Source organism: Conexibacter sp. CPCC 206217 (genome assembly GCF_030646165.1).
Taxonomy (GTDB): Bacteria; Actinomycetota; Thermoleophilia; order Solirubrobacterales; family Solirubrobacteraceae; genus Conexibacter.
On record NZ_JAUTDO010000002.1, the window covers coordinates 569151 to 592508 of the forward strand.

At 72.2% G+C, this 23358-nt stretch carries 18 protein-coding genes; 4 read left to right on the top strand and 14 right to left on the bottom strand.

Annotation, left to right across the window (positions count from 1 at the left end; all coding sequences use genetic code 11):
* Window positions 1-45: 45 nt before the first annotated feature.
* The 6 genes from ilvA to gcvT are packed head-to-tail and all read right to left on the bottom strand — an operon-like array spanning window position 46 to window position 5896.
* Window positions 46-1284, bottom strand: a complete 1239-nt coding sequence (gene ilvA, locus Q7L65_RS07335) for a threonine ammonia-lyase (RefSeq protein WP_304719890.1) — start codon at window positions 1282-1284, stop codon at window positions 46-48.
* Window positions 1284-2792, bottom strand: coding sequence for an aminomethyl-transferring glycine dehydrogenase subunit GcvPB (gcvPB, locus tag Q7L65_RS07340; protein ID WP_304719893.1), 1509 nt, complete (start codon window positions 2790-2792; stop codon window positions 1284-1286). Before gcvPB ends, ilvA begins: the two co-directional genes overlap by 1 nt.
* A complete protein-coding gene (gcvPA, locus tag Q7L65_RS07345) occupies window positions 2789-4168 on the bottom strand; it encodes an aminomethyl-transferring glycine dehydrogenase subunit GcvPA (protein ID WP_304719895.1) in 1380 nt (459 codons plus the stop codon). Before gcvPA ends, gcvPB begins: the two co-directional genes overlap by 4 nt.
* Window positions 4153-4437 (bottom strand): hypothetical protein, encoded by a 285-nt coding sequence (locus Q7L65_RS07350; protein WP_304719898.1) that lies wholly within the window; start codon window positions 4435-4437, stop codon window positions 4153-4155. The genes gcvPA and Q7L65_RS07350 overlap by 16 nt, the downstream gene beginning before the upstream one ends.
* Entirely contained in the window at window positions 4434-4826 is a 393-nt protein-coding gene (gene gcvH / locus Q7L65_RS07355) for a glycine cleavage system protein GcvH (RefSeq protein ID WP_304719901.1), read from the bottom strand. The genes Q7L65_RS07350 and gcvH overlap by 4 nt, the downstream gene beginning before the upstream one ends.
* A complete protein-coding gene (gene gcvT / locus Q7L65_RS07360; RefSeq protein ID WP_304719903.1) occupies window positions 4826-5896 on the bottom strand; it encodes a glycine cleavage system aminomethyltransferase GcvT in 1071 nt (356 codons plus the stop codon). Before gcvT ends, gcvH begins: the two co-directional genes overlap by 1 nt.
* A 195-nt stretch (window positions 5897-6091) precedes the next feature.
* On the opposite strand from gcvT, the gene Q7L65_RS07365 reads away from it, so the two are divergent.
* The gene (locus Q7L65_RS07365) at window positions 6092-9466 is read left to right on the top strand and encodes a hypothetical protein (protein WP_304719906.1); all 3375 of its coding nucleotides are present in this window, start codon (window positions 6092-6094) and stop codon (window positions 9464-9466) included.
* Window positions 9467-9568: 102 nt separating this feature from the next.
* Here Q7L65_RS07365 and Q7L65_RS07370 read toward each other — a convergent pair whose 3' ends face one another.
* Window positions 9569-10990, bottom strand: coding sequence for a hypothetical protein (locus Q7L65_RS07370; protein WP_304719908.1), 1422 nt, complete (start codon window positions 10988-10990; stop codon window positions 9569-9571).
* A gap of 337 nt (window positions 10991-11327) precedes the next feature.
* Here Q7L65_RS07370 and Q7L65_RS07375 point away from each other — a divergent pair, with 337 nt between their 5' ends.
* From Q7L65_RS07375 to Q7L65_RS07385, 3 genes are read left to right on the top strand one after another with little or no spacing between them, the layout of a single operon-like run.
* Window positions 11328-11894, top strand: coding sequence for a hypothetical protein (locus Q7L65_RS07375; RefSeq protein WP_304719911.1), 567 nt, complete (start codon window positions 11328-11330; stop codon window positions 11892-11894).
* Between the two features lie 2 nt (window positions 11895-11896).
* Complete coding sequence (locus Q7L65_RS07380; protein WP_304719913.1) at window positions 11897-12457, top strand: hypothetical protein; 561 nt, start codon at window positions 11897-11899, stop codon at window positions 12455-12457.
* A 31-nt stretch (window positions 12458-12488) separates the two neighbouring features.
* Window positions 12489-14372 carry a helix-turn-helix domain-containing protein gene (locus Q7L65_RS07385; protein ID WP_304719914.1) on the top strand — a complete coding sequence of 628 codons (1884 nt, stop codon included), beginning with the start codon at window positions 12489-12491 and terminating at the stop codon, window positions 14370-14372.
* Between the two features lie 27 nt (window positions 14373-14399).
* Here Q7L65_RS07385 and Q7L65_RS07390 read toward each other — a convergent pair whose 3' ends face one another.
* The 7 genes from Q7L65_RS07390 to Q7L65_RS07420 all read right to left on the bottom strand — a co-directional run bounded on the left by Q7L65_RS07390 (window position 14400) and on the right by Q7L65_RS07420 (window position 23266).
* Window positions 14400-15587 carry a sugar ABC transporter substrate-binding protein gene (locus tag Q7L65_RS07390; RefSeq protein ID WP_304719919.1) on the bottom strand — a complete coding sequence of 396 codons (1188 nt, stop codon included), beginning with the start codon at window positions 15585-15587 and terminating at the stop codon, window positions 14400-14402.
* Window positions 15588-15671: 84 nt separating this feature from the next.
* The gene (locus Q7L65_RS07395; RefSeq protein WP_304719922.1) at window positions 15672-17060 is read right to left on the bottom strand and encodes an amidohydrolase family protein; all 1389 of its coding nucleotides are present in this window, start codon (window positions 17058-17060) and stop codon (window positions 15672-15674) included.
* Window positions 17061-17092: 32 nt separating this feature from the next.
* A complete protein-coding gene (locus Q7L65_RS07400; RefSeq protein ID WP_304719924.1) occupies window positions 17093-18481 on the bottom strand; it encodes an NAD-dependent succinate-semialdehyde dehydrogenase in 1389 nt (462 codons plus the stop codon).
* On the bottom strand, window positions 18478-19695 hold the full coding sequence (locus Q7L65_RS07405) for an iron-containing alcohol dehydrogenase (protein WP_304719926.1): 1218 nt from the start codon (window positions 19693-19695) through the stop codon (window positions 18478-18480). Before Q7L65_RS07405 ends, Q7L65_RS07400 begins: the two co-directional genes overlap by 4 nt.
* Window positions 19688-20734, bottom strand: coding sequence for an Ldh family oxidoreductase (locus tag Q7L65_RS07410; RefSeq protein ID WP_304719928.1), 1047 nt, complete (start codon window positions 20732-20734; stop codon window positions 19688-19690). The genes Q7L65_RS07405 and Q7L65_RS07410 overlap by 8 nt, the downstream gene beginning before the upstream one ends.
* Entirely contained in the window at window positions 20731-21771 is a 1041-nt protein-coding gene (locus Q7L65_RS07415; RefSeq protein ID WP_304719931.1) for an ABC transporter permease, read from the bottom strand. Before Q7L65_RS07415 ends, Q7L65_RS07410 begins: the two co-directional genes overlap by 4 nt.
* Entirely contained in the window at window positions 21761-23266 is a 1506-nt protein-coding gene (locus Q7L65_RS07420; protein WP_304719934.1) for a sugar ABC transporter ATP-binding protein, read from the bottom strand. The genes Q7L65_RS07415 and Q7L65_RS07420 overlap by 11 nt, the downstream gene beginning before the upstream one ends.
* Between the last annotated feature and the right edge of the window lie 92 nt (window positions 23267-23358).

Here is a 23358-nt window from a genome sequence, read left to right on the forward strand (position 1 = left end):
TCGGCTGCGTGGCAGTCTAGAGCCGGCGACCGCCGAACCCGGCGTTCAGTCGGCGACGTCGACGGCGTAGCCGGCGTCGTGCAGGCGGCTGAGCAGCTGGAGGCGATGCCCGGCGCCGCGCGTCTCGACGATCAGCTCGATGCCGGTCTCGCGCACGGCGAGCGGCACGCCGTCGCGCACGTGCTCGACGGCGATCACGTTCGCGCTCGCGTCCGCGACCGCCGCGAGCAGTCCCGCGAGGCCGCCCGGGCGGTCGTCGATGCGCGTGAAGAGGCGGCTGCGGCGGCCCGCGCGCGTCTCCTGGTGAGCCGCGATCCCGGCGATCATGCCGACGTCGACGTTGCCGCCCGAGAGGATCGCGACGGTCGTGCCGCCCGTGACGGGAGCGATCGCCCCGTTCAGCAGCGCGGCCAGCGCGGCGGCGCCGGCGCCCTCGACAAGCAGCTTGGAGCGCGTCAGCAGCAGCACCATCGCCTGCGCGATCGCCTCCTCGTCGACCGTGATGACGTCGTCGAGCCACTCCTCGACGAGCGGCCGCGTGAGCGCGCCCGGCCGCTTGACCGCGATCCCGTCCGCGATCGTGCGGGTGCTCGGCGGCGGCACGCGCGCGCCGCCGCGCCGGTCGGCGACGAACGGCGCGCACGCCGCGGCCTGCACGCCGACGACGCGCACCGCCGGGCGCAGCTGCGCCAGCGCCAGCGCGACACCGCTCGCGAGCCCGCCGCCGCCGACCGGCACGACGACCTGGCGAAGGTCGCCGGCGTCTTCGGCCAGCTCGACGCCGAGGCCGGCCTGTCCCGCGATCACGTCGTAGTCGTCGAACGAGTGCACGAAGGTGAGCCCCGTCGCCTGCGCGTGCTCGCGCGCGAGCGCGACGCACTCGTCGACCGAGCTCCCGCGCTGGTGGACCTCGGCGCCGAAGGCGCGGACGGCGTCGAGCTTCGACACCGCCGCCTCCAGCGGCATGAAGACCTCGCACGGCACACCGTGATGCCGCGCCGCGTAGGCGAGCGCCTGCGCATGGTTGCCGGCGCTGCCGGCGACGACCCCGCGCGACGCCTCGGCGCCGAGCGCGCGCAGCTTGTTGAGCGCGCCACGGAGCTTGAACGAACCGGTCCGCTGCAGGCACTCGGCCTTCAGCGCGACCGTGCCGCTGCACAACTGCGAGACGCTCGCCGAGGTCAGCAACGGCGTGCGACGCACGACCGTCGCCGAAGCGGCGTGCGCGGCCACGATGCGGTCGATCCGTACTGCGGCCGCAACGCTGCTGCGCGGCGCGCCCATCACGTGAGCGGCTGGCGGATGATGGGTCGTTTTGCTGCGCCGGCCTCGTCCAGGCGCCGGACCGGCGTCGTGTACGGCGCGTTGCGCGCGATCCGCGGGTCCTGCTTGGCCTCCGCGAGGATCTCCGCGATCACGGCGGCGAAGTCGTCGAGCGTCTCCTTCGTCTCCGTCTCAGTCGGCTCCAACAGCAACGCCTCGTCCACCAGCAACGGGAAATACACCGTCGGCGGATGCACACCATGATCCAGCAGCCGCTTGGCCAGATCCAAGGTTCTGATCCCCAACTCGCGCTTCATCGGCGCGCCCGACAACACGAACTCATGCATGCAGATACGGTCAAACGCGGCCGGCAGATACTCGGCGATCCCCGCTCTTCTGAGCAGCGCCAACAGATAGTTCGCGTTCAGGACCGCGACCTCCGACGCCTCTCTCAACCCCTCCGCCCCGAGCGAGCGGATGTAGGCGTAGGAGCGCACGAAGACGCCGTAGTTGCCCTGAAAACCGCGCAGCTTGCCGATCGACTTCGGGATGTCATGCTCCAGATCGAAGACCGCCACGGTCCCGTTGGACTCGCTGCGCTTGACGACCTGCGGCACCGGCAGATACGGCGCGATCCGCTCCGACACCGCGATCGGCCCCGCACCCGGCCCCCCACCACCATGCGGCTGCGTGAACGACTTGTGCAGGTTGAAATGCACGATGTCGAAGCCCATGTCACCAGGCCGCGTCACACCCATGATCGCGTTCAGATTCGCGCCGTCGTAATACAACGTCGCCCCCACGCCATGCACGATCCTCGCGATCTCCTCGATGTTGGAATCAAACACGCCCAGCGTGTTCGGATTCGTCAGCATCAGGCACGCAACCGACGCATCAGCCTTCGCGCGCAGGTCCTCGACATCGACACCGCCGTCCGCGTTGGTGCCGACCTTGACGACCTCATACCCCGCCATCGTCACCGTCGCCGGATTCGTGCCATGCGCAGTGTCGGGCGTCAGCACCTTCGTGCGCTTCTCGCCGCGGTCCTCGTGGTAGGCCCGCGTCAACAGCACACCCGCCAGCTCGCCGTGCGAACCCGCGCTCGGCTGCAGCGACACATGCGGCAGGCCGGCGATCTCGCCGAGCGACTGCTGCAGGCCGTACATCAGCTCCAACGCACCCTGCGCCCGCCGCGGATCCTGCAACGGATGCAACCGCGCATTGCCCGGCAACGCCGCAACCCGCTCATGCAACTTCGGGTTGTGCTTCATCGTGCACGACCCGAGCGGATAGAAGCCAGTGTCGAGGTCGAAGTTGCGCTTCGACAGGCGCACGTAATGGCGCACGATCTCCGGCTCGCTGACCTGCGGCAATCGCGCCGGCACCGCACGGCGCTGGTGCGGCGGCAGCAGGCCGTCGACGTGCGGGACGTCCAGCGGCGGCGCGACGAACGCCCGGCGGCCGGTGGCGCCCAGCTCGAAGATCGTTCGCAGCGGCCGTTCGGCGGGCTGTTCGCGCGGGGCGGTCATGCCGTCGCTCCGGCCGCGGCGGTCGCGTCGGCGCGTTCCGCGGCGAGCGCGTCGCCCAGCACCTCCACGAGCCGGTCGATCTCGGCCCGTGTGCGCCGCTCCGTCAACGCGACCAGCAGCGCGTTGTGCTGCGGCAGCGCAAGACCGGGGTTCACGCCGGCCGCCGCGCAGCGCTCCACGACGGCCGCGACCGGCACGTCGAGGCCGATCGCGAACTCGCGCACGACGGGCTGCGCGTGCAGCCGCGTCACGCCGTCGAGCGCGCACAGCCGCTCGCGCGCGTAATGGGTGCGCTGCAGCAGCAGCTCGCCCAACTCGACGAGCCCCTCGCGGCCCAGCCACGACAGATAGACGACGCCCGCGAGCGCGTTGAGCGCCTGCGCGGTGCAGATGTTGGAGGTCGCCTTCTCGCGGCGGATGTGCTGCTCGCGCGTCTGCAACGTCAAGACGAAGCCGCGGCGGCCGTCGGCGTCGACGGTCTCGCCGGCGATCCGGCCCGGCATGCGGCGGATGTGCTCCTGCGTCGCGGCGAAGAAGCCGAACGACGGACCGCCGAAGTCGAGCCGGTTGCCGAGCGGCTGGCCCTCGCCGACGCAGACGTCCACGCCGCACTCGCCCGGCGGCGGGAGGATCCCCAGCGCGATCGGGTCGTAGGAGCCGACGACGACGGCGTCGGGCGCGGCCTGCGCCAGCGCGGCGACGTCCTCGACGGCGCCGAGGAAGTTCGGCTGCTGCAGGAAGACGGCGCTCGTGTCCGCGTCGATCGCCGCGCGCCAAGCGGCGAGGTCGGTGACGCCGTCGCGCAGCGGGACCTGCTCGACCTCGCAGCCGAAGCCGTGCGCGTACGTGCGCAACGCCGCGATCGCGTGCGGATGCACCCCGGCCGAGACGACGAAGCGCGGCCGGCCGTTGGCGAGCTTCGCGAGGTAGCCGGCGCTCGCGAGCGCGCTCGGGCCGTCGTAGACGGAGGCGTTGACGACCGGCAGCGCGGTCAGCTCGGAGATCGCCGTCTGGTACTCGAACATCACCTGCAGGTTCCCCTGCGAGACCTCGGGCTGGTAGGGCGTGTACGGCGTCAGGAACTCCGACCGCGACGTCAGCATGTCGATCAACGCCGGCACGTAGTGGTCGTACATGCCGGCGCCGAGGAAGCTGATCTCGTCCTCGGTGCTGACGTTGCGCGCGGCCAGCGCGCGCAGCTCGGCCTCGACGGCCTGCTGGGTCTGGCCCGGCGGCAGCCGCAGCGGCCGGTCCAGCCGCAGCGACGGCGGGATGTCGGCGAACAGCGCGGCGACCGACTCGGCCCCGATCGTGTCGAGCATCGCGCGCCGGTCGGCGTCCGTCGCAGCGGTGTAGCCGGTCATCTCGTCGCCCACGGGTAGAGGGGATGGCGCTCCGCGATCGCTGAGCAGCGAGCCCGCAGCTCGTCGCGTCGCGCCTCGAAGTCGTCACCGAGCGTGACGCGGATCACGTCGCCCAACTCGGTGGACGCCTCGAGCACCGCCCGTGGCGCGAAGTTCTCGGAGGCGATCATCTCCAGCGTCCGCTGCTCTCGCTCCAGCTCGCCCGCGAGCACCGCGGCGATCTCGGGGTCGACCTCGGCGAGCGGGAGGTCGAAGAAGTTCGGTGCGAGCGTCGCGCTCATCGCAACAGCTCCTGGTAGGCGCCGGCATCGAGCAGCCGCGCGCGCTCGGCGGGGTCGTCGGCGAGTCGCACACGCACGAGCCAGCCCTGCGCGTAGGGCGAGGCGTTGACCTGCTCGGGCGCCTCCGTGAGGGCGGCGTTGACCTCGACCACCTCGCCCGACAGCGGGGCGATCACGTCGGAGACGGCCTTGACGGACTCCAGCTCGGCATACGGCTCCCCCTGCGTCACCGTCGCACCGACCGCGGGCCCGTCCCAGTAGACGATCTCGCCGAGTGAGTCCTGGGCGAACCAGGTGACGCCGAACGTGGCGATGTCGCCGTCGATCCGGGCCCAGTCGTGCTCGGGGTGGTAGAGCAGGTCCTCGGGATAGCTCGCGTCCGCGGGCATCAGCCCTCCTTCGTTCTGTAGATGGGCTTTTCCTTGACGACGGCCGCGCGCGTCTTGCCGCGCACGTCCACTTCGATCTCCGTCCCCGGCACGGCCCGCTGCAGCGGCAGGTACGCCATCCCGATGCCGATCTCCAGGCTCGGCGACAACGTCCCGCTCGTGACCTCGCCGCCACCGACGACGGCGTTGCCCTGGCGCGGGATACCCGGGCCGGTGAAGACGAACGGCGCGAGCAACTCACTCGGCCCCGCCGCCCGGACGGCCGCGACGGCGTCGCAGCCGATGAAACCGGTCTGCTCCTTGCAACACCAGCCCAGACCCGCCTCGATCGGACCACGCGACTCCATCAGGTCGTTGCCGTAGAGGTGAAAACAGACCTCCAAACGCAACGTGTCACGCGCAGCCAGCCCAACCGGCGCCGCGCCGGCCGCGGTCACGGCATCCCAGACGGCCGGCGCATCCGCCGGCGCCAGCAGCAGCTCGACACCGTCCTCACCCGTGTAGCCGGTCCCGCAGACGAGCGCCGGCACACCCGCGACCGTCAACTCAGCCGTCCTGAAACGGGCCGGCAGCGCCTCGCCACCGGCCAGCAACCGCTGCACCAGACCACGCGCCCGCGGACCCTGAACCGCGAGCATCGCGTAGTCAGCCGCACGATCGACCACCTCGACATCGTCGAACGCCCGCGCCTGCTTGACGAACCACGCGAAGTCCTTCTCGTGGTTGTCAGCGTTGGTGACCGTCAGGTAGCGATCCTCGCCCAGTCGGTAGGTGAAGAGATCGTCCAGCACCCCGCCATCCTCCTTGCACAACACGCTGTACTGCGCGCCGCCGACGGCGATCTTCTCGACGTCGTTGGAGAGGATCCGCTGCAGGAAGCGCAGCGCGCCCGGACCGCGCGTCTCGACCTCGCCCATGTGGGAGACGTCGAAGACGCCGACGGCGTCACGGACGGACAGGTGCTCGGCCTTGATGCCGGCCGGGTACTGGACCGGCATCTCCCAACCCGCAAACGACACGAGCTTCGCGCCGGCGTCGCGGTGGATGGCGTTGAGGGGTGTCGATCTCATAGTGGCTTGCTCCTCCAGTGGTTGGACCACTGTACCAGCGACTGCGTGGGCAGGCGGCTGCGGCGCGGCTGATCGCCGACCGTGAGAGCGCCATGAGAGCGCCCTCTGCGACCGTGCCCGCACGCACGGCGCCGGCGTCAAGATGCGCATCGGCACCGAACGCACGCGCGCAGACACGAACCACTGAGGAACTCCATGAGACGCTGGAAGCATCACCCCGCCCGTCGGCCGGCGTTCGCCGCGGTGCTCGTCTTCGCCGTCGTCGGCTTGGGCGCCAATGCGACCTCGGCGAGCGCGGCGAAGGTCGCGCAGCCCGAATGGCGCAAGCCGTGGGCGTCGCGGATCGTCAACCCCCGCACCGGCAGCGTCGTGACCAACGGGGCGCTCCACGTCACTGCAGAGGTCGCGCCCGGGGTGAGGGAGTTCCGCGCGTGGATCGACGACTCGCGCGTCACGAGCGCGTTCCGCCCGGCCGGCAACGGCTCTCTGCGCGAGGCGACGTTGCGCGTCGGGAGCACGCCCGCCCTGCGGTGGGGCCGCCACCGGCTCTCCGTCGAGACGCTCGGTCGCCACGGCCAGCGCTGGTGGACGGAGCGCACCGTGGTGCTCGCCCGCCCGGGCAGCGGCCTCGTCACCCGTGCCTCAGCGCAGCGCGTCCCGGGCGCCGGGGCGAACATCGCCGTGACCACCGCCAGCGCGAAGGTCCGCGTGAGCCTGCGGGTCGACGGCGGGCGCAGCGTCGCGCTTCCCGGTTCCGGTCGCCGTCACGTGCTCCACCTGACAGCGGACGCCGGCCTGCATCCGGGCGTCAACCGCATCCGCGTGCGGGCGCTCAACGCCGCGCGAGGGCGCTACGAGGTGCGCCGGATGACGGTCCGCATGCCCACGCCCGTCGCCGGCGCCGGTGCGGGCCGCCGGGCGCGCACCGGCGAGGCGGTGCGGTTCAGCGCCGCCCGATCGAAGGCCGCCGGCCTCGGCCGGACGCGCTACCGCTGGACGATCGCGAGACGGCCGGCGGGCTCACACGCGCGGCTGCATCGGGCCGCGACCGCGCATCCGACCCTGCATCCCGACCGCATCGGGCGCTACGTGCTGCGCCTCACGGTCCTCGGAATGCCCATCAGACGCGGCGCCCACGCCGCCGCGCTCCAGTCCGACAGCGCGACGACGACGCTCGACGCGACGCCGGACGACGGCGCGCTCGGCGTGCCCGTCGACACGATCACCTCCAGCGGCATCCAGGTCGGCGCGAGCCAGTACGCGAACCCGGCCTCCACCAACGCGCTGCAACTGCTCGTGCTCTCCCGCAGCACGCTCGCGAGCGTCTCGAACGCCTCCTATGCGAACAGCGACGCTGGCGCCAGCGCGCTGCTGAGCGCCGTCCAGGGGCTCACGAGCGACGCGCTGGCGATCATCGCCAAGCCGAGCGCGACGACGAACAACGCGACCGACACGACGGCGAACGCGACGATCAACAAGGCGCTCGCCCAGATCGGGGTCCAGCCGGCCTCGCAGGTCGTGACCAACGGGACGACGCCGTGCGACGGCGCCGAGCCGTGCAGCGTCTTCTCGGCGATCGGCGTCCCCGGATCCCCTGTCGGCCAGGGCTCGCTCAACGACGGGTTGTCCGGTCTGCAGGCGCCCGCCTCCGGCGGCCTGCACGGCTACTTCCAGGAGAACCTCGACAGCTCCGGCTACACGTTCGTCAACACCGAGCGAGTCCCGCTCGACACCGGCGATCCGGCCGCCAACCCAGCGGTCGTCACGGCAGGATCGAACGAGCCCGGCAGCCCGTTCCCGCTGCGCACCTACACCTCGGACGCGATCCCGTCCGGCAGCTCCGGATTCTTCGTGCTCGCGCTGTCCGCAGGCAACCTGGGCGTGTATGCGCAGCAAACGTTCTCCGACGACGCGGCGGGCCTCGCGGCGATGCACACGATGCTCGCGGACTACGCGCAGCGAAAGGCGCTCATCGTCGTGCGGTCGATCGGCGCGGTGGCACGCGTGAACACCCCTGCGTGGGACGACGTCGCCTCCGACCTGCAGTTGCTCGGCGCGAGCAAGTACTACTTCAACATGCTGAACGGGACGAGCAGCGCCGCGTGGGCGCAGGTCGCGCCGGGCAGCGATCCCTCCGCCTCGACGTACCCTGCGCCGTACACCCGGTTCGCGAGCGCGCAGCACAGCAACGGCGGCCGGATCTCCGGCCTGCTCGCCCGCGACGACCTCGGTCAGCTCTACGCGAAGGAGTCCGTGCCGGTCGGCCTCAGAGACCCGACGCGTCCGCTCGCCGGCACGCTCGCCGGGATCGTCTCGCTGCCCCAGACCGGGTGGCCCGAGGACGACTGGACGACCGGCGAGCAGAACGTCGAGAGCTGCATCGCCGCGCACATCGACCCGCTCGGAGGGCTGCCGACGCCGATCCGGTCCAATTACCTCAACGCCAACGACGTGTCGAGCTGGTCGACCTACGACACGAAGATGATGGCGGCGGGCTACTTCGACACGCTCTCCTCGTACACGGATTGCGGACCGTTCACCCAGAGCGACTTCAGGACCGTGGTCGACCAGCTCGACAGAGAGTGGAGCGCGGTACCGGTGATCTGGGCCGAGATCGACAATCTGCAGACGGTGCTCAACGCGTCCTCGACCGCGAGCGACGAGGTCGCGTCGGTAGCGCTGGCCGTGAACAGGAGCGTCGCCGGCGACAGCTCCCGGCCGGCGCGCTACGACGCCGACGAGATCGCGAGCGACGCGCTGTGGGCGCTGAGCACGATCCCCGGCTTCTCCGAGGAGTCGAACGTGATCAACTTCGTCGCGGCGTCGCTGGGTCTCGCATCCGACCTGAACCAGGACGCGAACGGCAGCAGCGCATCCCAGACGACCACGACCGCGGTGAACTTCGCCACCTCGCTCTCGCAGCAGCTCACCGAGGACACGCAGTTTCTGGCCCGGGAGCGCGAGATCCTGCTCGGCGACTGGACCAAGCTCGCCACCGCCGCAGAGAACGGCAAGGACGTGACGAACGCCGCAGCGGACTGGACGTGGGGCGCAACGCAGGCGGCGGCGGCCGCCGACGCGCTCATGATGTCCGTGCGCCGCGAGTCCTACGAGACCCTCTTCCCGACCGCCTACTCGCTCTACCGGCTGCAGCCCGGCACCGGCTCTCTGCCGACCAACCCGGCGACCTATCAGTGCGCGACCCTCTACAACGGCTACTTCGTCGTCTGGAGCCCGTTCTCCGGCATCCAGCAGTACGGGAGCGTCGATCTGCCCACCACGGCGTCGGGCACGATGCAGGACTGGGTCTACGGGCAGCCGGACACGTCGCCGCTGTCGAAGGTGAACAAGACGATCGGCACGCCCTCCGCGTCGCTGCTCGCCGCGATCTTCGGCAACCCGTCCCAGGGCGATCCGTACCAGCCGCCGAACACGCCGCTGTTCAACGGCGGCCAGTTCGCAATCGAGACCTACGCCAACGCGGCGACGAACACGATCACGGTCACCCACAGCTCGGCGGGAGAGGGCAAGCGCAGCACGAGCTCGATCTGCAACGCCAGCGGGAGCTGATCGGCTCCTGGGAGGCCCCTTGCGCACGACTGCGCACGACTGCGCACGACTGCGCACGACTGCGGGCGCGAGGACGGCGCGTCTGAGCTGCGACGTCGGCGCTCAGCGCAGCGTGCGTCTGATCGCGACGGTCCCGCCCGGGGCCTTGATCGTGATCACGAGCGTCTTGCCGCGGTAGCGCTCGAGCCGGGCGGCCGTCCGCTTGGACGCCTTGAGCGTGAACGTGAGCCTGCCGGCCCGCTTCGCCTTCTTCGAGGTCGTCGCGAGCACGGTGCGGCCGACCTTGGCGGTCGCGGTGACCGTCCCCTTCGCGGGAACGGTGACCGTCAGCGGCAGCCCCTTGGAGAAGGCGGCCGCCCTGACCGTCGCGGCGACGGTCGCCTTCGGCTTGCCCGCGGTCGCCCTCGTCCCCGGCTTGGCCGCGCCGGCCCCCGGCTTGGTCGAACCCGTCCCCGGGTTGGCCGAGCCGCCCCCCGGCGCCGATCTCGCCGGCGGTGCCGGCGTGCCGCTCCCTGGCGGGTTCGGGGCGGGCGGAGCGGGCGGCGGCGTGGCGGCTGTCGAGGCGCCCAGCTGCGGGCTCCTGCCGGTCGCCGAGATCACGACGGGCGGCGAGGAGAGGTTGCACGTCGTCACCTCCGCCGAGGGGAACCAGACCGGTGCGCCGGCGACGACGACGCCGCGGCCGTCGTGCCAGGCGAGCCATCTGCCGTCGGCGGAGACGTTGACCTCGTCGGCGTCCCCCTGGACCGGCAGCAGGCAGCCGTTGAGGTCGTCGTCGTCGGTCGGCGCGGCGCCCAAGCCGCCGGAGACCGGTTGCATGGCGACGATCCCGTCGCCGCGGCTCCCGTCGCCCAGCCGCGGATCGATCGCGAATGCCACGACCCTGCCGTCGGCGGACGCGTCGATCCCGTTCGACTCGTATCCGCTCGGCACGCTGAAGCCCGGCCACGGGGTGACGTCCGGCTGCATCGGGCCGGAGTCCTGCACCACGACCTGATCGCTCTGGACGCCGACGATCCGGTCGCCCGCGAGGCCCGGCCACTCGACCCCGGAGATGTCCAACGGTCTGATGACCCAGCTCACGCCGCGGGCGTACGTGCCGGTGCGCAGCGTTCCCACCGGATACGCGTACTGGTAGTTCGAGTAGCCGTAGCTGAAGAACGCGCCGCCCGGCGCGAGGTTCATATGCACCGGGAGGATGTCCCCGGTGGCGCCCGTCAGATACTGGGCGAGGTTGTCGCCCGACGTCTGGGGCGCGCCGTCCGGCCCCCACTCCTGCCCGGCGTTGCCGGTCAGCACGTAGTTCCCGGGCGTCCAGCGGTACGCGATCACGTAGCCGTCGTCGGACTGCGCCTGCTGCGACCAGGTGTAGGCATCCGGCGAGGGGCCCGACAGCGACCGCTTGGCGGCGCCGTCGAGCGTCGCGACCCAGACCTGGCCGCCGTCGATGTAGGAGACCTGTGTTGCGCCGGCTGTGCCGGCGCCGGCGCCGACCAGAGCGAGCGCGAGGAGCAGTGACCGCATCCCGCCGACGATGCCGTACCGCCGCGCGCTCCGCATCCGCGATACCACGGAACATGCACGAAATCCGCCCTCGTCGCCGCGCACGACGAGACACGCCACGGGGTCGAAAGACGGGACCTGAGTCCCAATTGCGCGGCCGGAAGCGACTGCGATGGTGCGCGACATGTACGCGCGCGCTGTTCGAACGACCCTGACCTGTCTTGCCCTGACCCGTCGCGGTCCTGCGAGGGCCGGAGCGAGCGTGAATGCGCCACAGCTACGCACTCTGCGTAGGGCCGCGACCGAAGACGCCGGCCAGTCGCTCGTCCTGGATCGAGACGGACACTATTCTCGCGCGATGCCCCTGTCCGCACGCGTCCTCACCCTCGCGATCGTCGCGGCGTTCAGCGCCTCGCCGGCCGTCGCCGCCACGAAGCACAAGCCCAGCCCGGAGACTGACAAGAGCCTCGGACCGGGCGACGGCGCCGGCCGCTACCTCGGTGGTCAGAGCTCGACCTCCCAGTTCCACGGCTGCAACAGATATGACGAGCAGTGGTTCCCGACGTCGCTGCTCGACGGCCGGCAGACGACCACGCCGAGCACGCACCGGTTCGTCACGTTCAGAGTCGACACCGCGGGCTTCCCGACGTTCAGCTGGACCGCGAAGGCGGGATACAAGATCTGCGGGGTCGAGGCGTTCGCGGCGCTGGCCGGCCCGGACACCAAGGGCGGGCAGCTGCTCTCGTGGGTCTCCTACACGTCCGGCCGCCTGCGCGGCTCGACGGACCCGAAGGGCAAGGAGACGATCAGAGTCCACATGCCCAAGCGCCTCGGCTCCGACGACCAGGACCTCAGCGACTTCGAGGGCAGAACGCTCGGCATGTACGGATTCCAGGCGATCACCGTCTACGTCAAGAAGGGCTGACCATGCGGGCGCGCATCACCCTGCTGACGATCTGGGCCGTGAGCCTGGCAGCAGGCGCAGCGCTGCTGGGCGCGACCCCGGCGAGCGCGGAGGACGTCGGCGCGACGCCGCTGCGGACGAGCGGCTCGAATCCGGCGTCCTACTGCAAGGCCCCGCTGCAGGCCATCTGCGCGACGGTGCAGCCGACCAAGGACGGGACCGGCACGTTCGTCGTCACCGTCTTCGCACCGAGCGACGTGACCGTCAAGCGCTTCGACGTGTGGTCGGGAACGGCGGCGACGAAGCTGCGCCCGGCGTCGATCTGCAAGGCGCACGGCAAGGGCAACGCTCCGGAGTACCAGGAGGGGCCGTACTTCATCACGCGCTGCAGCGAGACGATCAAGCCCGGCAAGCACCAGACGTACTGCCTGTCCGGGCTCAGCCGCGTCCCGTCGACCCAGGGAGCGGGCGTCACCTACCCGGTCTACGTCGACGGCGGCGGCGCGGGCGCCGGTGCGGCGGTCGGCATCCCGGCCGCGTCGAAGTGCCCGGCGACGGTCGCCAAGCGCAGAGCCGGCAGATAGCGGACAGCGCACCGCGGGATACCCTCCTGAGATGCAGAAGGCGGGTGTCCGTGCAGAAGCGCAGGACGGCACGAGCGGAGACGATGCGGTCGCGATCTTCCAGGACGTGTTGGAGAGCGTGTTGGACGATCGGCCGCTCGGTGAGACGCTCGACCTGATCGCGCGGCGCGTCTCCGAGCTGGGGGCGTTCGACTTCTGCGCGATCGTGCTGCCGGAGGGCGACGGTCGCAAGGTGCGGATCGGGGGCTCGTACAACTTCCCGCCGCGGTATGCGGAGCGCGCCAGCCACGTGTTCGACGCGGCGATCCAGGAGATCAACACGTCGCCGACGGCGCGAGCGCTGGCGGAGCGGCGCTCGATCCTGATCGCCGACACCGAGAGCGACCCGTCCTACACCGACTGGCGTGCGCTCGCGGCCGAGTTCGGCTTCCGCTCGATCCTCAGCGTCCCGCTGATCACGCACGGCAGTGCGGTCGGGGTGCTCAACGGGTATTCCAACCGACCGGTGCCGCTGGAGGCGATCAGACTCGACTCGATCGAGACGCTCGCCGGACATGCCTCGCTCGCCGTGCAGCTGACGATGCTCGTCGAGAGCCGTCAGGAGACGATCGACGAGCTGCAGCGAGCCAACGACCAACTCGAAGCGCACCGCGCGATGCTCGAGCGCGCCCACCAGATCCACCTGAGGCTCACCGGCGCCGTGCTCGAAGGCGCTGGCTTTCAGTCCGTCGCGCAGACGCTCGCCAACGTCGTCGGCCGGCCGGTGCTGATCACCGACGCCGACGGCCGGATCGTGAGCCGCTCCGAGACGCCGCCCGAGCTGGCCGCCGAGCAGCTCCTGCCGGACCGGATGGACGACCTCGACGCGGCTGCGCAACGCACACGCGCGCTCGCAGGCGCCGAGGCGGGAGGCGAGCTCGGCATGCAGCCCGACCCGACGAGCGCCGACGCGATCGTCGCCGCGATCCGGATCGCCTCCGACACGCTCGGCTACGTCGTCGTCCCGGCGGCGGACGCCGCCTCGCGGGCGCTGGACGTGCGCGCCGTCGAGCACGCCGCGACGGTGCTCGCGCTGCACATCGTCAAGACGCGCGCGGAGCGCGCGACCGAGGAGCGGCTGCGCTCGGACTTCCTCGCCGACCTGCTGTCCGGGCGTGATCCCGAGGAGCGCGCCGTCGAGCGCGCGCGCCACTACGGGATGGTGCTCGACCAGCCGCATCGCGTCGTCACGATCGCCGTCGAGGAAGCCGAAGCAGGCGCCGCAGCGGCCAAGAGCCACCGCAGCCAGCTGCTGCGGCTCGTCGCCGACTCGCTGCACAAGCGCCTGCCGGCGGCGCTCGTCGGCCAGGTAAGCGGGTTCGTCTCCGCCGCGGTGCCGCTCGCCGCGCTCGATCCGCGCTCGGTCGACGCGCTGCGGGCCGCGGTCGACGACGTCGGCGCCGCCGTGCGCCGCTACGCGCCGACGGTCACGCTCACATCGGGCATCGGCGGCGAGGCCGCGCAGCCGGCCGCGTTCGTGACCTCCTTCACGCAGGCGCAGCAGTGCCTGGCGCTGCTGCGCCGGCTCGGCCGCGGCGGGGACACGATCTCGATCGACGAGCTCGGGATCCTCGGCCTCTTCGTCGAGCACGGGCGGCCCGAGCAGCTCGTCGGGATCGCGCACGCGGTGCTCGGTCCGGTGCTCGCGAGCGACGCGAGATCGAACGGCGCGCTGCTGGCGACGCTGCGCGCCTACCTCGATCGCAGCTGCGACGTGCGCGCGACCGCTGCGGCGCTGTTCGTCCATCCGAACACGGTCAAGTACCGCATCAGACGGATCGAGGAGCTGTGCGACCTCAGCCTCGCGCGGCCACAGGACCTGCTCGAGCTGACGATCGCGACGCTCAGCCTGCGGCTCGTCGAGCCGCAGGACTGAGCGAGCGCGATCGCACGGCAGGCGTCGCTACCCGTCGCACCCCGGCAGGTCGTCGCCCGGCGCCGGTATCGCGTCGCCGCTCTGCACCAGCGGGCCTGCTCTGGCAGCCACGTCGACGCCTGCGGCGATCGCGTCGACCTGCTCCTGCTGCGGCACCATCTCGTCGATCGTCTTCGTCGTGTAGCACTTCGGCCACACCATCACGACGCTCGGCGGGCTTCTCTGCTTGCCCGCGAGGTACTCGATCATCGCGCGCGCCAGCACCTGTCCGGCGACGGCGGGCTGGTAGTCCCACGAGACGTCGATCCGCCCTTCCTTCAGCGCGTCGACGCCGTCCGGGGCGAGGTTGTAGCCGGAGATCCACGCCTGCTCGCGCTTGCCGAGCGACTGCGCCGCCTGCGAGGCGCCGATCGCGGTCGCGTCGTTGTAGCTGGCGATCCCGACGACGTCCGGATTGGCCTGGATCGCCGGCTCGGCCGCCGTGCGGGCGCCCGAGACGTCGTCCGTTCTGTTCGCGAACTCCGCCGCGACGTCGAGTCTGCCGCCGCTGCACTGCTTCAGGTACTGCTCGAATCTGTCGCGCAGGTAGGTGATGCTCGGCAGCGGCAGCGCGTAGTTGCCGAACAGCACCGGACCGCCGTCGGGCCGCTCTCTGCACAACAGCTCGGCGGACTGCTTCGCCTGCAGCGCGCGGCCCTGGTTGACCGTCATCACGATCGATCTGTCGAACGGCTGGTAGAGGTCGTAGCCGAAGACCGGGATTCTCGCCTGCGCCGCGCGCTGCGTCGGCGACTTGATCGCGCCCTCGTCAGCGGGCCAGACGGCGATCGCGTCGACCTTCTGCGAGGTCAGCTGGTCCATGTTGGAGATGTTGGCGTCGACGACGTTCGCGCTGGCGCCGGCCTGCAGCACCGTCGCCTGCGCGCCGAGCGCTCTCGCCTCCGCCGCGAACGCTCTGCCGACGGCGCAGATCAGCGGGTTCGCGCAGTTGGTGATCGAGACGAACCCGATCCGCATCCCTCTGCCGATCTGCTCCGGTCTCGTCGCGGTGGACGCGGCCGGCGCGGCGGACCCCTGCGTCGCGGCCGGCGTCGAAGCGCTGCTGCTGTCGCTGTCGCTGGAACTGCCGCAGCCGACCGCCGCCAACGCGACGGTGGCCGTCGCCGCCGCGCATGCCAGCGCGCGCGCCCGGCGTCTGCTCGTGAACTGCCTCATGCTGCTCTCCTCCTGCTCGTGAGAGGTCGCGACGGCGTCGCGACCGAGGACGTTGCGCGCCGCCTCGCGGCGCCGTGTGAAGCGTCAGAAGCCGAGGTCGACGGGCGGCTGGGCGATCAGCCCGCCCGTCCGCTCCAGCTCGGCGAAGATCCGCGCGTTGGAGTCGCGCACGCGCCGCCGCACGTCGGCGAGGTCGTCGACGAGCCGCCCGGCGCGCTTGCGCACGGTGCCGGCGACGAGCACGTTGGAGACGTTGCCGGGGTGCGCGTGCAAGGCGACCGCGCCGAGCACGTCGTTGACCGGCAGCAGGTTGACGTCGCCGCCGTCGAGCGTGATCACGTCCGCCTGCTTGCCGACCTCGAGCGTGCCGATCTCGTGGTCCAGCCCCATCGCCTTGGCCCCGCCGACCGTCGCCGCGCGGACGATCTGCTCGGTCGACGGCGAGATCGCGTCGGGTGCCTCGCCGCGCTCGAGGATCGGGTCGTTGGCGATCATCCGCTCGACCTGCAGCGCGATCCGCATCTGCGAGAAGAGGCAGCCGGAGTTGTTCGCCGTCACGTCGACGCCGAGGCACGGCTCACCGCCCGCGGCGAGCGTGCGCGCGACGACCGGGCGACCCATGCCCATCTGGATCTCCGCCTCGGGTGTCGAGGCGATCGCGCCGCCGCTGGAGACGACGTGGTCGCACTCCCCCTGCGTCGCGAGGCTCATGTGGACCCACACCATGTCCGCGCCGCAGAGGCCGGCGTCGCGCAGCACGTCGACCTCCGTGCGCGCGCCGGGCGCGCGCATCCCCGGCAGGTTGTACGAGAGCGCGTGGAGCGTGATCGGCAGCTCCAGCTCGCGCGCGATCTCGACCTCGCGGATCAGCCGCTCGGGTCCCTCGGCTGCGAGGTCGGAGGCGTTCAGCCCGAGCTGCACGAGCCCGCGCGAGCAGGAGAAGCGGCGCGCGCGCAACTCCTCCACGTACGCGACGCGGTCGTCCAGCTCGAAGCTCGTGCCAACGCCGTAGTTGCCGGTCAGGCCGAACGCGAACGTCGAGCGGATGCCAGCAGCGAAGGTGCCGTCGAGCGCCGCCTCGGCGTGGTCGCGCGTCGGCAGGTTGTGGCAGTAGTCGAGCACCGTCGTGACGCCGGCGGCGAGCGCCTCCAGCATCCCGGCGCGGTTGCCGATCTCCATGTCCTCCGGCGTGTACTGCGGGCCGCAGCGCATCCGCACGGAGCGGATGTAGTCCTTCAGCCCCCAGCTGTGCGTGATCCCGCGCAGCTGCGTCTGCCACGCGTGGCGGTGCGCGTCGACGAAGCCCGGCATCACGATGTGGTCGCTGACGTCGATCAGCTCGGCGTCGGCGTGCAGCGCCGTGCCGATCGCCGCGATCCGGCCGTCCTCGACGAGCACGTCCGCGACGCGCGGCTCGTCGCCGCGGACCATCGTCAGGACCGTTCCGCCGCGCAGCAGCAGCTTGCCTCTCATCCGTTCGCTCCTCCGTGCACGCCGCCGCCCGCTCAGCCGGCGCGGCGCGGCGCGATCGTGACCGCCTGGGCGTTGACGAACTCGCGGATCCCGTAGGAGCCGAGCTCGCGTCCCCAGCCCGACCGCTTGACGCCGCCGAACGGCACGCGCGGGTCGGACGCGGTCATCGTGTTGACGAAGACGGCGCCCGCCTCGATCCGCGGCGCGAGCGCGCGCGCCAGCTCGAGGTCGCGCGTCCACAGGCTCGAGCTGAGCCCGTACGGGCTCGCGTTCGCCAGCTCGATCGCGGCCTCGGCGTCGGGCACGCGCAACAGCGCCGCGGCCGGCCCGAACGTCTCCTCGCGCGCGAGCGCGTTGCCGGGCTCGACCGCGACGACGGTCGGGGTGAACCAGGCGCCGGCGCGCTGCGGCGGGTCGCCGCCGGTCAGCAGCGCGCCGCCGTCCCGCACGCCGGCGCGCACCTGCGCCGCCAGCTCGTCGCGCAGGTCCGCGCGCGCCATCGGCCCGAGGTCGACGCCGTCGGCAGCCGGGTCGTCGACGCGCAACGCGCGCACGCCCTCGACGAACGCCTCCGCGAACGCGTCCGCGACCTGTTCGACGACGACGAACCGCTTCGCCGCGACGCAGCTCTGACCGGCGTTGACGAAGCGCGCCTTCACGGCCATCGCCGCGGCCTGCTCGACGTCGGCGTCGGCGAGCACGATGAAGGCGTCGCTGCCGCCCAGCTCGAGCACCGACTTCTTCAGCTGCTGCGCGCAGACGCCCGCGACGCTTCTGCCGACCTGCTCCGAGCCGGTCAGCGTGACCGCCGCGATGCGCGCGTCCGCGATCACGCCCGCGACGGTGCCGGCACGCACGACGATCGTCTCCAGCAGCGAAGGCGTCGCGCTCGCGAACAACCGCTCCAGCAGCAGCGCGCTGCCCGTCACGTTGGAGGCGTGCTTGAGCACGACCGTGTTGCCGGCCATCAGCGCGGGCGCGGCGGCGCGCACGAGCTGCCAGACGGGGTAGTTCCACGGCATGATCGCGAGCACCACCCCGAGCGGCGGAAACTGCACGAAGCAGTCGCGCCACTCGGTCGCGATCGGATCGGGCGCCAGCTGCGCGGCACCGTTCTCCGCGTAGTACTCGCAGCACCAGGCGCTCTTGTCGATCTCGGCGCGCGCCTCGTGCAGCGTCTTGCCCATCTCCGCGGTGATCAGCGCGGCCGCGTCCTCACGCGCGGAGCGCAACTCGGCGGCGATCGCGTGCAGCACGGCGGCACGCTCCTCGAAGCTCGTCGTGCGCCACGCGCGCTGGCGCGTGTGCGCGCGCTCCAGCGCGGCGTCGACCTCGTCGGCTCCGTGCAGCCGGTGGCGGGCGATCACCTCGCCGCTCGCCGGGTCGACGCTCTCCACGTACTCGGCGGTCGTCGTGCTCATCGCTGTGTCTCCGGGGTCGTCAGGTCGAGTCGTTCGAGGTCGCCGTGCAGTGCGGCGGCGAGGATCGCCTCGGCGTCGCCGGCGTCGAGCGGGCGCGGGCTGTTGCGGATCAGGCGATCGATCCCGACCGCCTGGCGCGCCATCGGCGCGATCTCCTCCGGCTGGACGCCGATCGCCTCCAGCGACGACGGCAGCCCGAGGTCGTGCGCGAGCGTGCGGACGGCGTCGATCGCGTCCGCGGGCGTGTCGCCGGCGCCCATCGCCGTCGCGACCGCCGCCAGCCGCGTCTCGCTGGCCGGCATGATGAAGCGCATCACGAACGGCAGCAGGAGTCCGACGCCGAGCCCGTGCGGCGTCTTCGTGCGCGCGCCGAGCGGGTACTGCAGCGCGTGCGCGGCGGCCGTGCCCGCGGTGCCGAACGCCAGCCCGGCGGCGAGGCTGCCCTGCATCGTGGCGGCGCGTCCCGCGGGCTCGTCGGCGAGCGCGCCGCGCAGGCCGCCCGCGAGCAGCTCGACGGCCTGCAGCGCGAAGCCGTCGGTGAGTGCGTTCGCTCCCGTGAAGATGCGATCGGCGACGGCGTCGACCGATTGCGCACGCGTCGTGCAGTACGCCTCGATCGCATGCGCAAGCGCGTCGATCCCCGCGTACGCGGTCACGTGCGGCGGCGCCCCATGCGTGAGGACGGGATCGCAGACCGCCGCCCACGGGATCAGCTCCCGGCTGGAGATGCCGACCTTCAGCTCGCGCTCTGGATCGCCCAGCACCGCGACGGGCGTCACCTCTGAGCCCGTGCCTGCGGTCGTCGGGACGGCGACGAGCGGGAGCACCGGTCCCGGGACGCCCTTCTCGCCGTAGAACGCGTCGAGCGGACCGGGGTGCGAGAGCCCGAGCGCGACGAGCTTCGCGAGGTCGATGCAGCTGCCGCCGCCGAGCCCGACGACGACGTCCGGCCGATAGGCGCGCGCGAGCGCGATCGTCTCCTCGACGTTCGCCTTCGGCAGCTCCGGGAACGCGGTCGTGAGCATGTGCACGTCGAGCCCGGCGGTGCGCAGCGCGGCCAGCGTGCGGCGGCCGGGCGCCGCGCCCGCGAGGTAGTCGTCGGTGCAGACGAGCACGCGCTGTCCGAGCCGCGCGACGACGCGGCCGAGCGCGTCGACGGCGCCCGCGCCGAAGAGGATCTCTCTCGGGGCGCGCAGCAGTCCGGTCTCAGACATCTGACTCCTCGAGTCGCTCCAGCTGCGCCCACAGCGCCGCTGGGTAGGGAATGCCGTCGCGCTGCCGGCGCGCACGCGCGCCGCGCATGCGGTCGCCGGGCACGAGCACGGCGGGGACGCCGGGCGCGGTCGGGGCCGCGCGCAGCTCGTCCAGGTAGTCGTCGATCCGCGACGCGACGGACGCGACGGCGTCGCCGACGGACGCGCGCGGGTCGAGCACGATCAGCACGTCGCCCTTCGTCGCAAGCTGGTCGACGTCGAGCGTCCCGTGCACGTCGCGCCCGAGCGCGGTCGCGCTCAGCAGCGCGACGAGCAACTCGAAGCCGACGCCGAGGCCGTAGCCCTTGGCGCCGCCGAAGGGCGAGATCGCGCCGGCGAGGGCGCGCTCGGGATCGGTCGTCGGACGGCCGGCCTCGTCGACCGCGCGCCCCTGCGGCAACGTCGCGCCGCGATGGGCGTGAGCGATGATCTCGCCCGCGGAGATCGCGGCGGTCGACATGTCGAGCACGAACGGCTGCGGCTTGGCCGGGACGCCGATGCCGATCGGGTTGGTGCCAACCAGCGCGGTGCGCCCGCCGGCCGGATGCACGAGCGCCTCGCTGGTCGTCAGCACGATCGCCGCGAAGCCCGCGGCGCAGATCCGCTCCAGGTATGGCGCGAGCATGCCGATGTGGCCGCTGCGACGGATCGCCGCAAGCGCGATCCCGCTGCGCGGGACGCGCTCCGCAAGCGCGTCGATCGCCGCGTTCGCCGCGACCGGGCCGAATCCGTCGCGCCCGTCGACTGCGAGGAACGCCTCGCCGGTCCACCGCAGCGCGGCGGTCGCGGCGGGATCGAGGACGCCCGCGCGGATCCGCTGCACCAGCGTCGGCAGCCGTTGCAGCCCGTGCGACGGTCGCCCGCGCAGGTCGCCCTCCACGAGCGCGCCGGCTTGCATCGCGGCGTGGGCGGCCGGCGCGCCCGCGGCGTGCAGCACCGCCTCGCCGAGTCTCCGTGCGCGCTGCGCGTCGACGCGCAGCTCGGTCGTCGCGGCGGTCATCCGCCCGCCACCCCGGCACGAGCGCGGACGCGGTCGAGGTAGACGGCGATGATCAGGATCGCGCCGGTGACGATCAGCTGCCAGCTCGTCGAGACGCCCGCGAGCGAGAGCGCGTTCGTCAGCGCCTGCAGGAATGCGACGCCGAGCACGGCGCCCCAGACGGAGCCGACGCCGCCCGACAGCGCGACACCGCCGAGCAGCGCCGCGGCCGCCGCCGTCAGCTCGAGGTTGAGCCCCATGTTGGGATCGGCGATCGTCGAGCGGCCGATCGTCATCACCGCGGCGAGCGCGGCGCAGAGGCCGCTGACGCCGTAGACCGCGGCCGTCACCCAACCGGCGCGCACGCCGGCCAGCTCGGTCGCCTCCCGGTTGCCGCCGACGGCATAGATCGAGCGACCGAACGTCGTCCAGCGCAGGACCCACCACAGCGCGAGCACCAGCGCGAGTCCGACCAGCAGCCCGATCGGGACGTGACCGCCGAGGATCGTGTCGTTGCCGAGCGCTCTCGAGACGCGATCGCCGTACATGTCGATCGTGGACGAGTCCGTCCACAGATAGACGATGCCGCGGTACAGCGACATCGTCCCGATCGTGACGACGAAGAACGACATGTCGAGGCGGCCGATCAGGATCCCGTTGACGGTGAAGCCGACGACCGCGCCGAACACCAGGCAGGCGATCAGCGCGAGGCCGGCCGGTGCGCCGCCGGTCACGAGCTTCGCGTAGAGCACGCCCGTCAGCGCGAGCGTCGAGCCGATCGAGAGGTCGACGCCGCCGGTCAGCAGTACGAGCGCCATCGCGGCAGAGACGACGAGCGGGACGGCCGCCGCGCGGCCGAGGCTGGTGAGGTTGTCGGCCGAGCCGAACGTCGGCTCGGTCAACAGCTCGAACAGCACGAGCGCGACGAGCACGCCGCCGACGCCGACGATCGGCCCGAACGTCCCGCCGAGCACGCGCGTCGCGGCGCGCTTGAGTGGATGCGCCGCCGGGGGCGGCGCGGGCAGCTCCCGCTGCCGGACCTGCACGTCAGACTCCATGCGTCGTGGCCTCCTGCAGCCCGTTGAATGCCATGTCCGTGATCGACTCCTCCGTCGCCTCGTCGCCGCCCTGCTCGCCGACGACGCGACCGGCGGCCATCACCACGATGCGATCGGCCAGTCGCAGCAGCTCCAGCAGCTCTGAGGAGCAGACGACGACCGCCATGCCGGCGGCCGCCAGCTCGTCGACGATCCGGTAGATCTCCTCCTTGGCGCCGACGTCGACGCCGCGCGTCGGCTCGTCCAGCAGCAGCACGCGCGGTCTGCGCGCGAGCCAGCGCGCGAGCACGATCTTCTGCTGGTTGCCACCCGACAGGCCGCCGGCGAGCACGTCGACGGAGGCGGCGCGGATCCCGAACCGCTGCACCGCCGTGCGCGTGATCTCGCGCTCGCGGCGCGGGGAGCGAACGCCCCAGCGCGACGTGCGCGACCACATCGGCATCGTCAGGTTCTCCTGCACGCTGCGCCCGAGCACGAGGCCCTGGCCCTTGCGATCCTCGGGCACGTAGCCGATGCCGGCGGCGATCGCCTCGCGCGGGGAGCGCAGCCGCACCGTCCTGCCGTCGAGCTCGACGCTGCCGCTGTGCGGCAGCGCGCCGGCGAGCGCGCGACACAGCGACGAGCGCCCGGCGCCCGCCTGGCCCGCGATCCCGAGGATCTCTCCGGGCGCGACGCTCAGCGAGACGTCGCGCAGCTTGCGCGGCGTCGAGAGGCCGCGCACGGCGAGCGCCGGCGCGGGCGCGGCGGGCCGCACGAGCGCGGACTTGTCGGGCCGTTGGAAGACGGCCGCGACCTCGCGCCCGACCATGCTGCGGATCAGCGTCGGCTCGTCCAGCTCGCCGACCGCGTAGTCCGCAACGCGGTGGCCGTCGCGCAGCACGACGACGCGCTCGCACAGCTCGAAGTACTCCTCCAGGCGGTGCGTGATGTAGACGATCGCGGTACCGGCGTCGCGCAGCTCGCGCACCATGCCGGTGACCGTCTCGACCTCACGCAGGTTCAGCGATGCGGTCGGCTCGTCGAGCACCAGCACCCGCGGCGCGCGGCTGGCCATCTTGCCGATCGCGATCATGTGCTGGTGGTGCAGCGCGAGCGTGCCGAGCCGGCGCTCGGGCTCGACGTCGAGCCGCAGCCGCTCCAGCAGCGCGACGGCGTCGCGGCGGGCCGCACGCCAGTCGAGCCGGCCGCGACGGCGCGGCATGTGCCCGAAGAAGAGGTTCTCCATCACCGACAGGTCGGGATGGCCGAGCACCTCCTGCGAGACGAGCGCGACGCCCGCGCGCAGCCCGGCGGCGGCGGAGCCCCAGTGGACCGGCTCGCCGTCCACCAGGATCGCGCCCGCGTCCGGCTCGTAGCGGCCGGCGAGGATCTTCACGAGCGTCGACTTGCCGGAGCCGTTCTCACCGGCGAGGCCGAGCGTCTCGCCGGGGCGGATCTCCACGTCGACCTCGGCGAGCGCCTGCACGCCGGGGAACCGCTTCGAGACGCCTTGCATGCGGATGATCGGCTCATCCGTCGCAGCCCGTGCGCGAGCGCGCGGCGACGCCGCTGGTGTGCCCAACTGTTCCATCGAATCTCTCCTCGTCC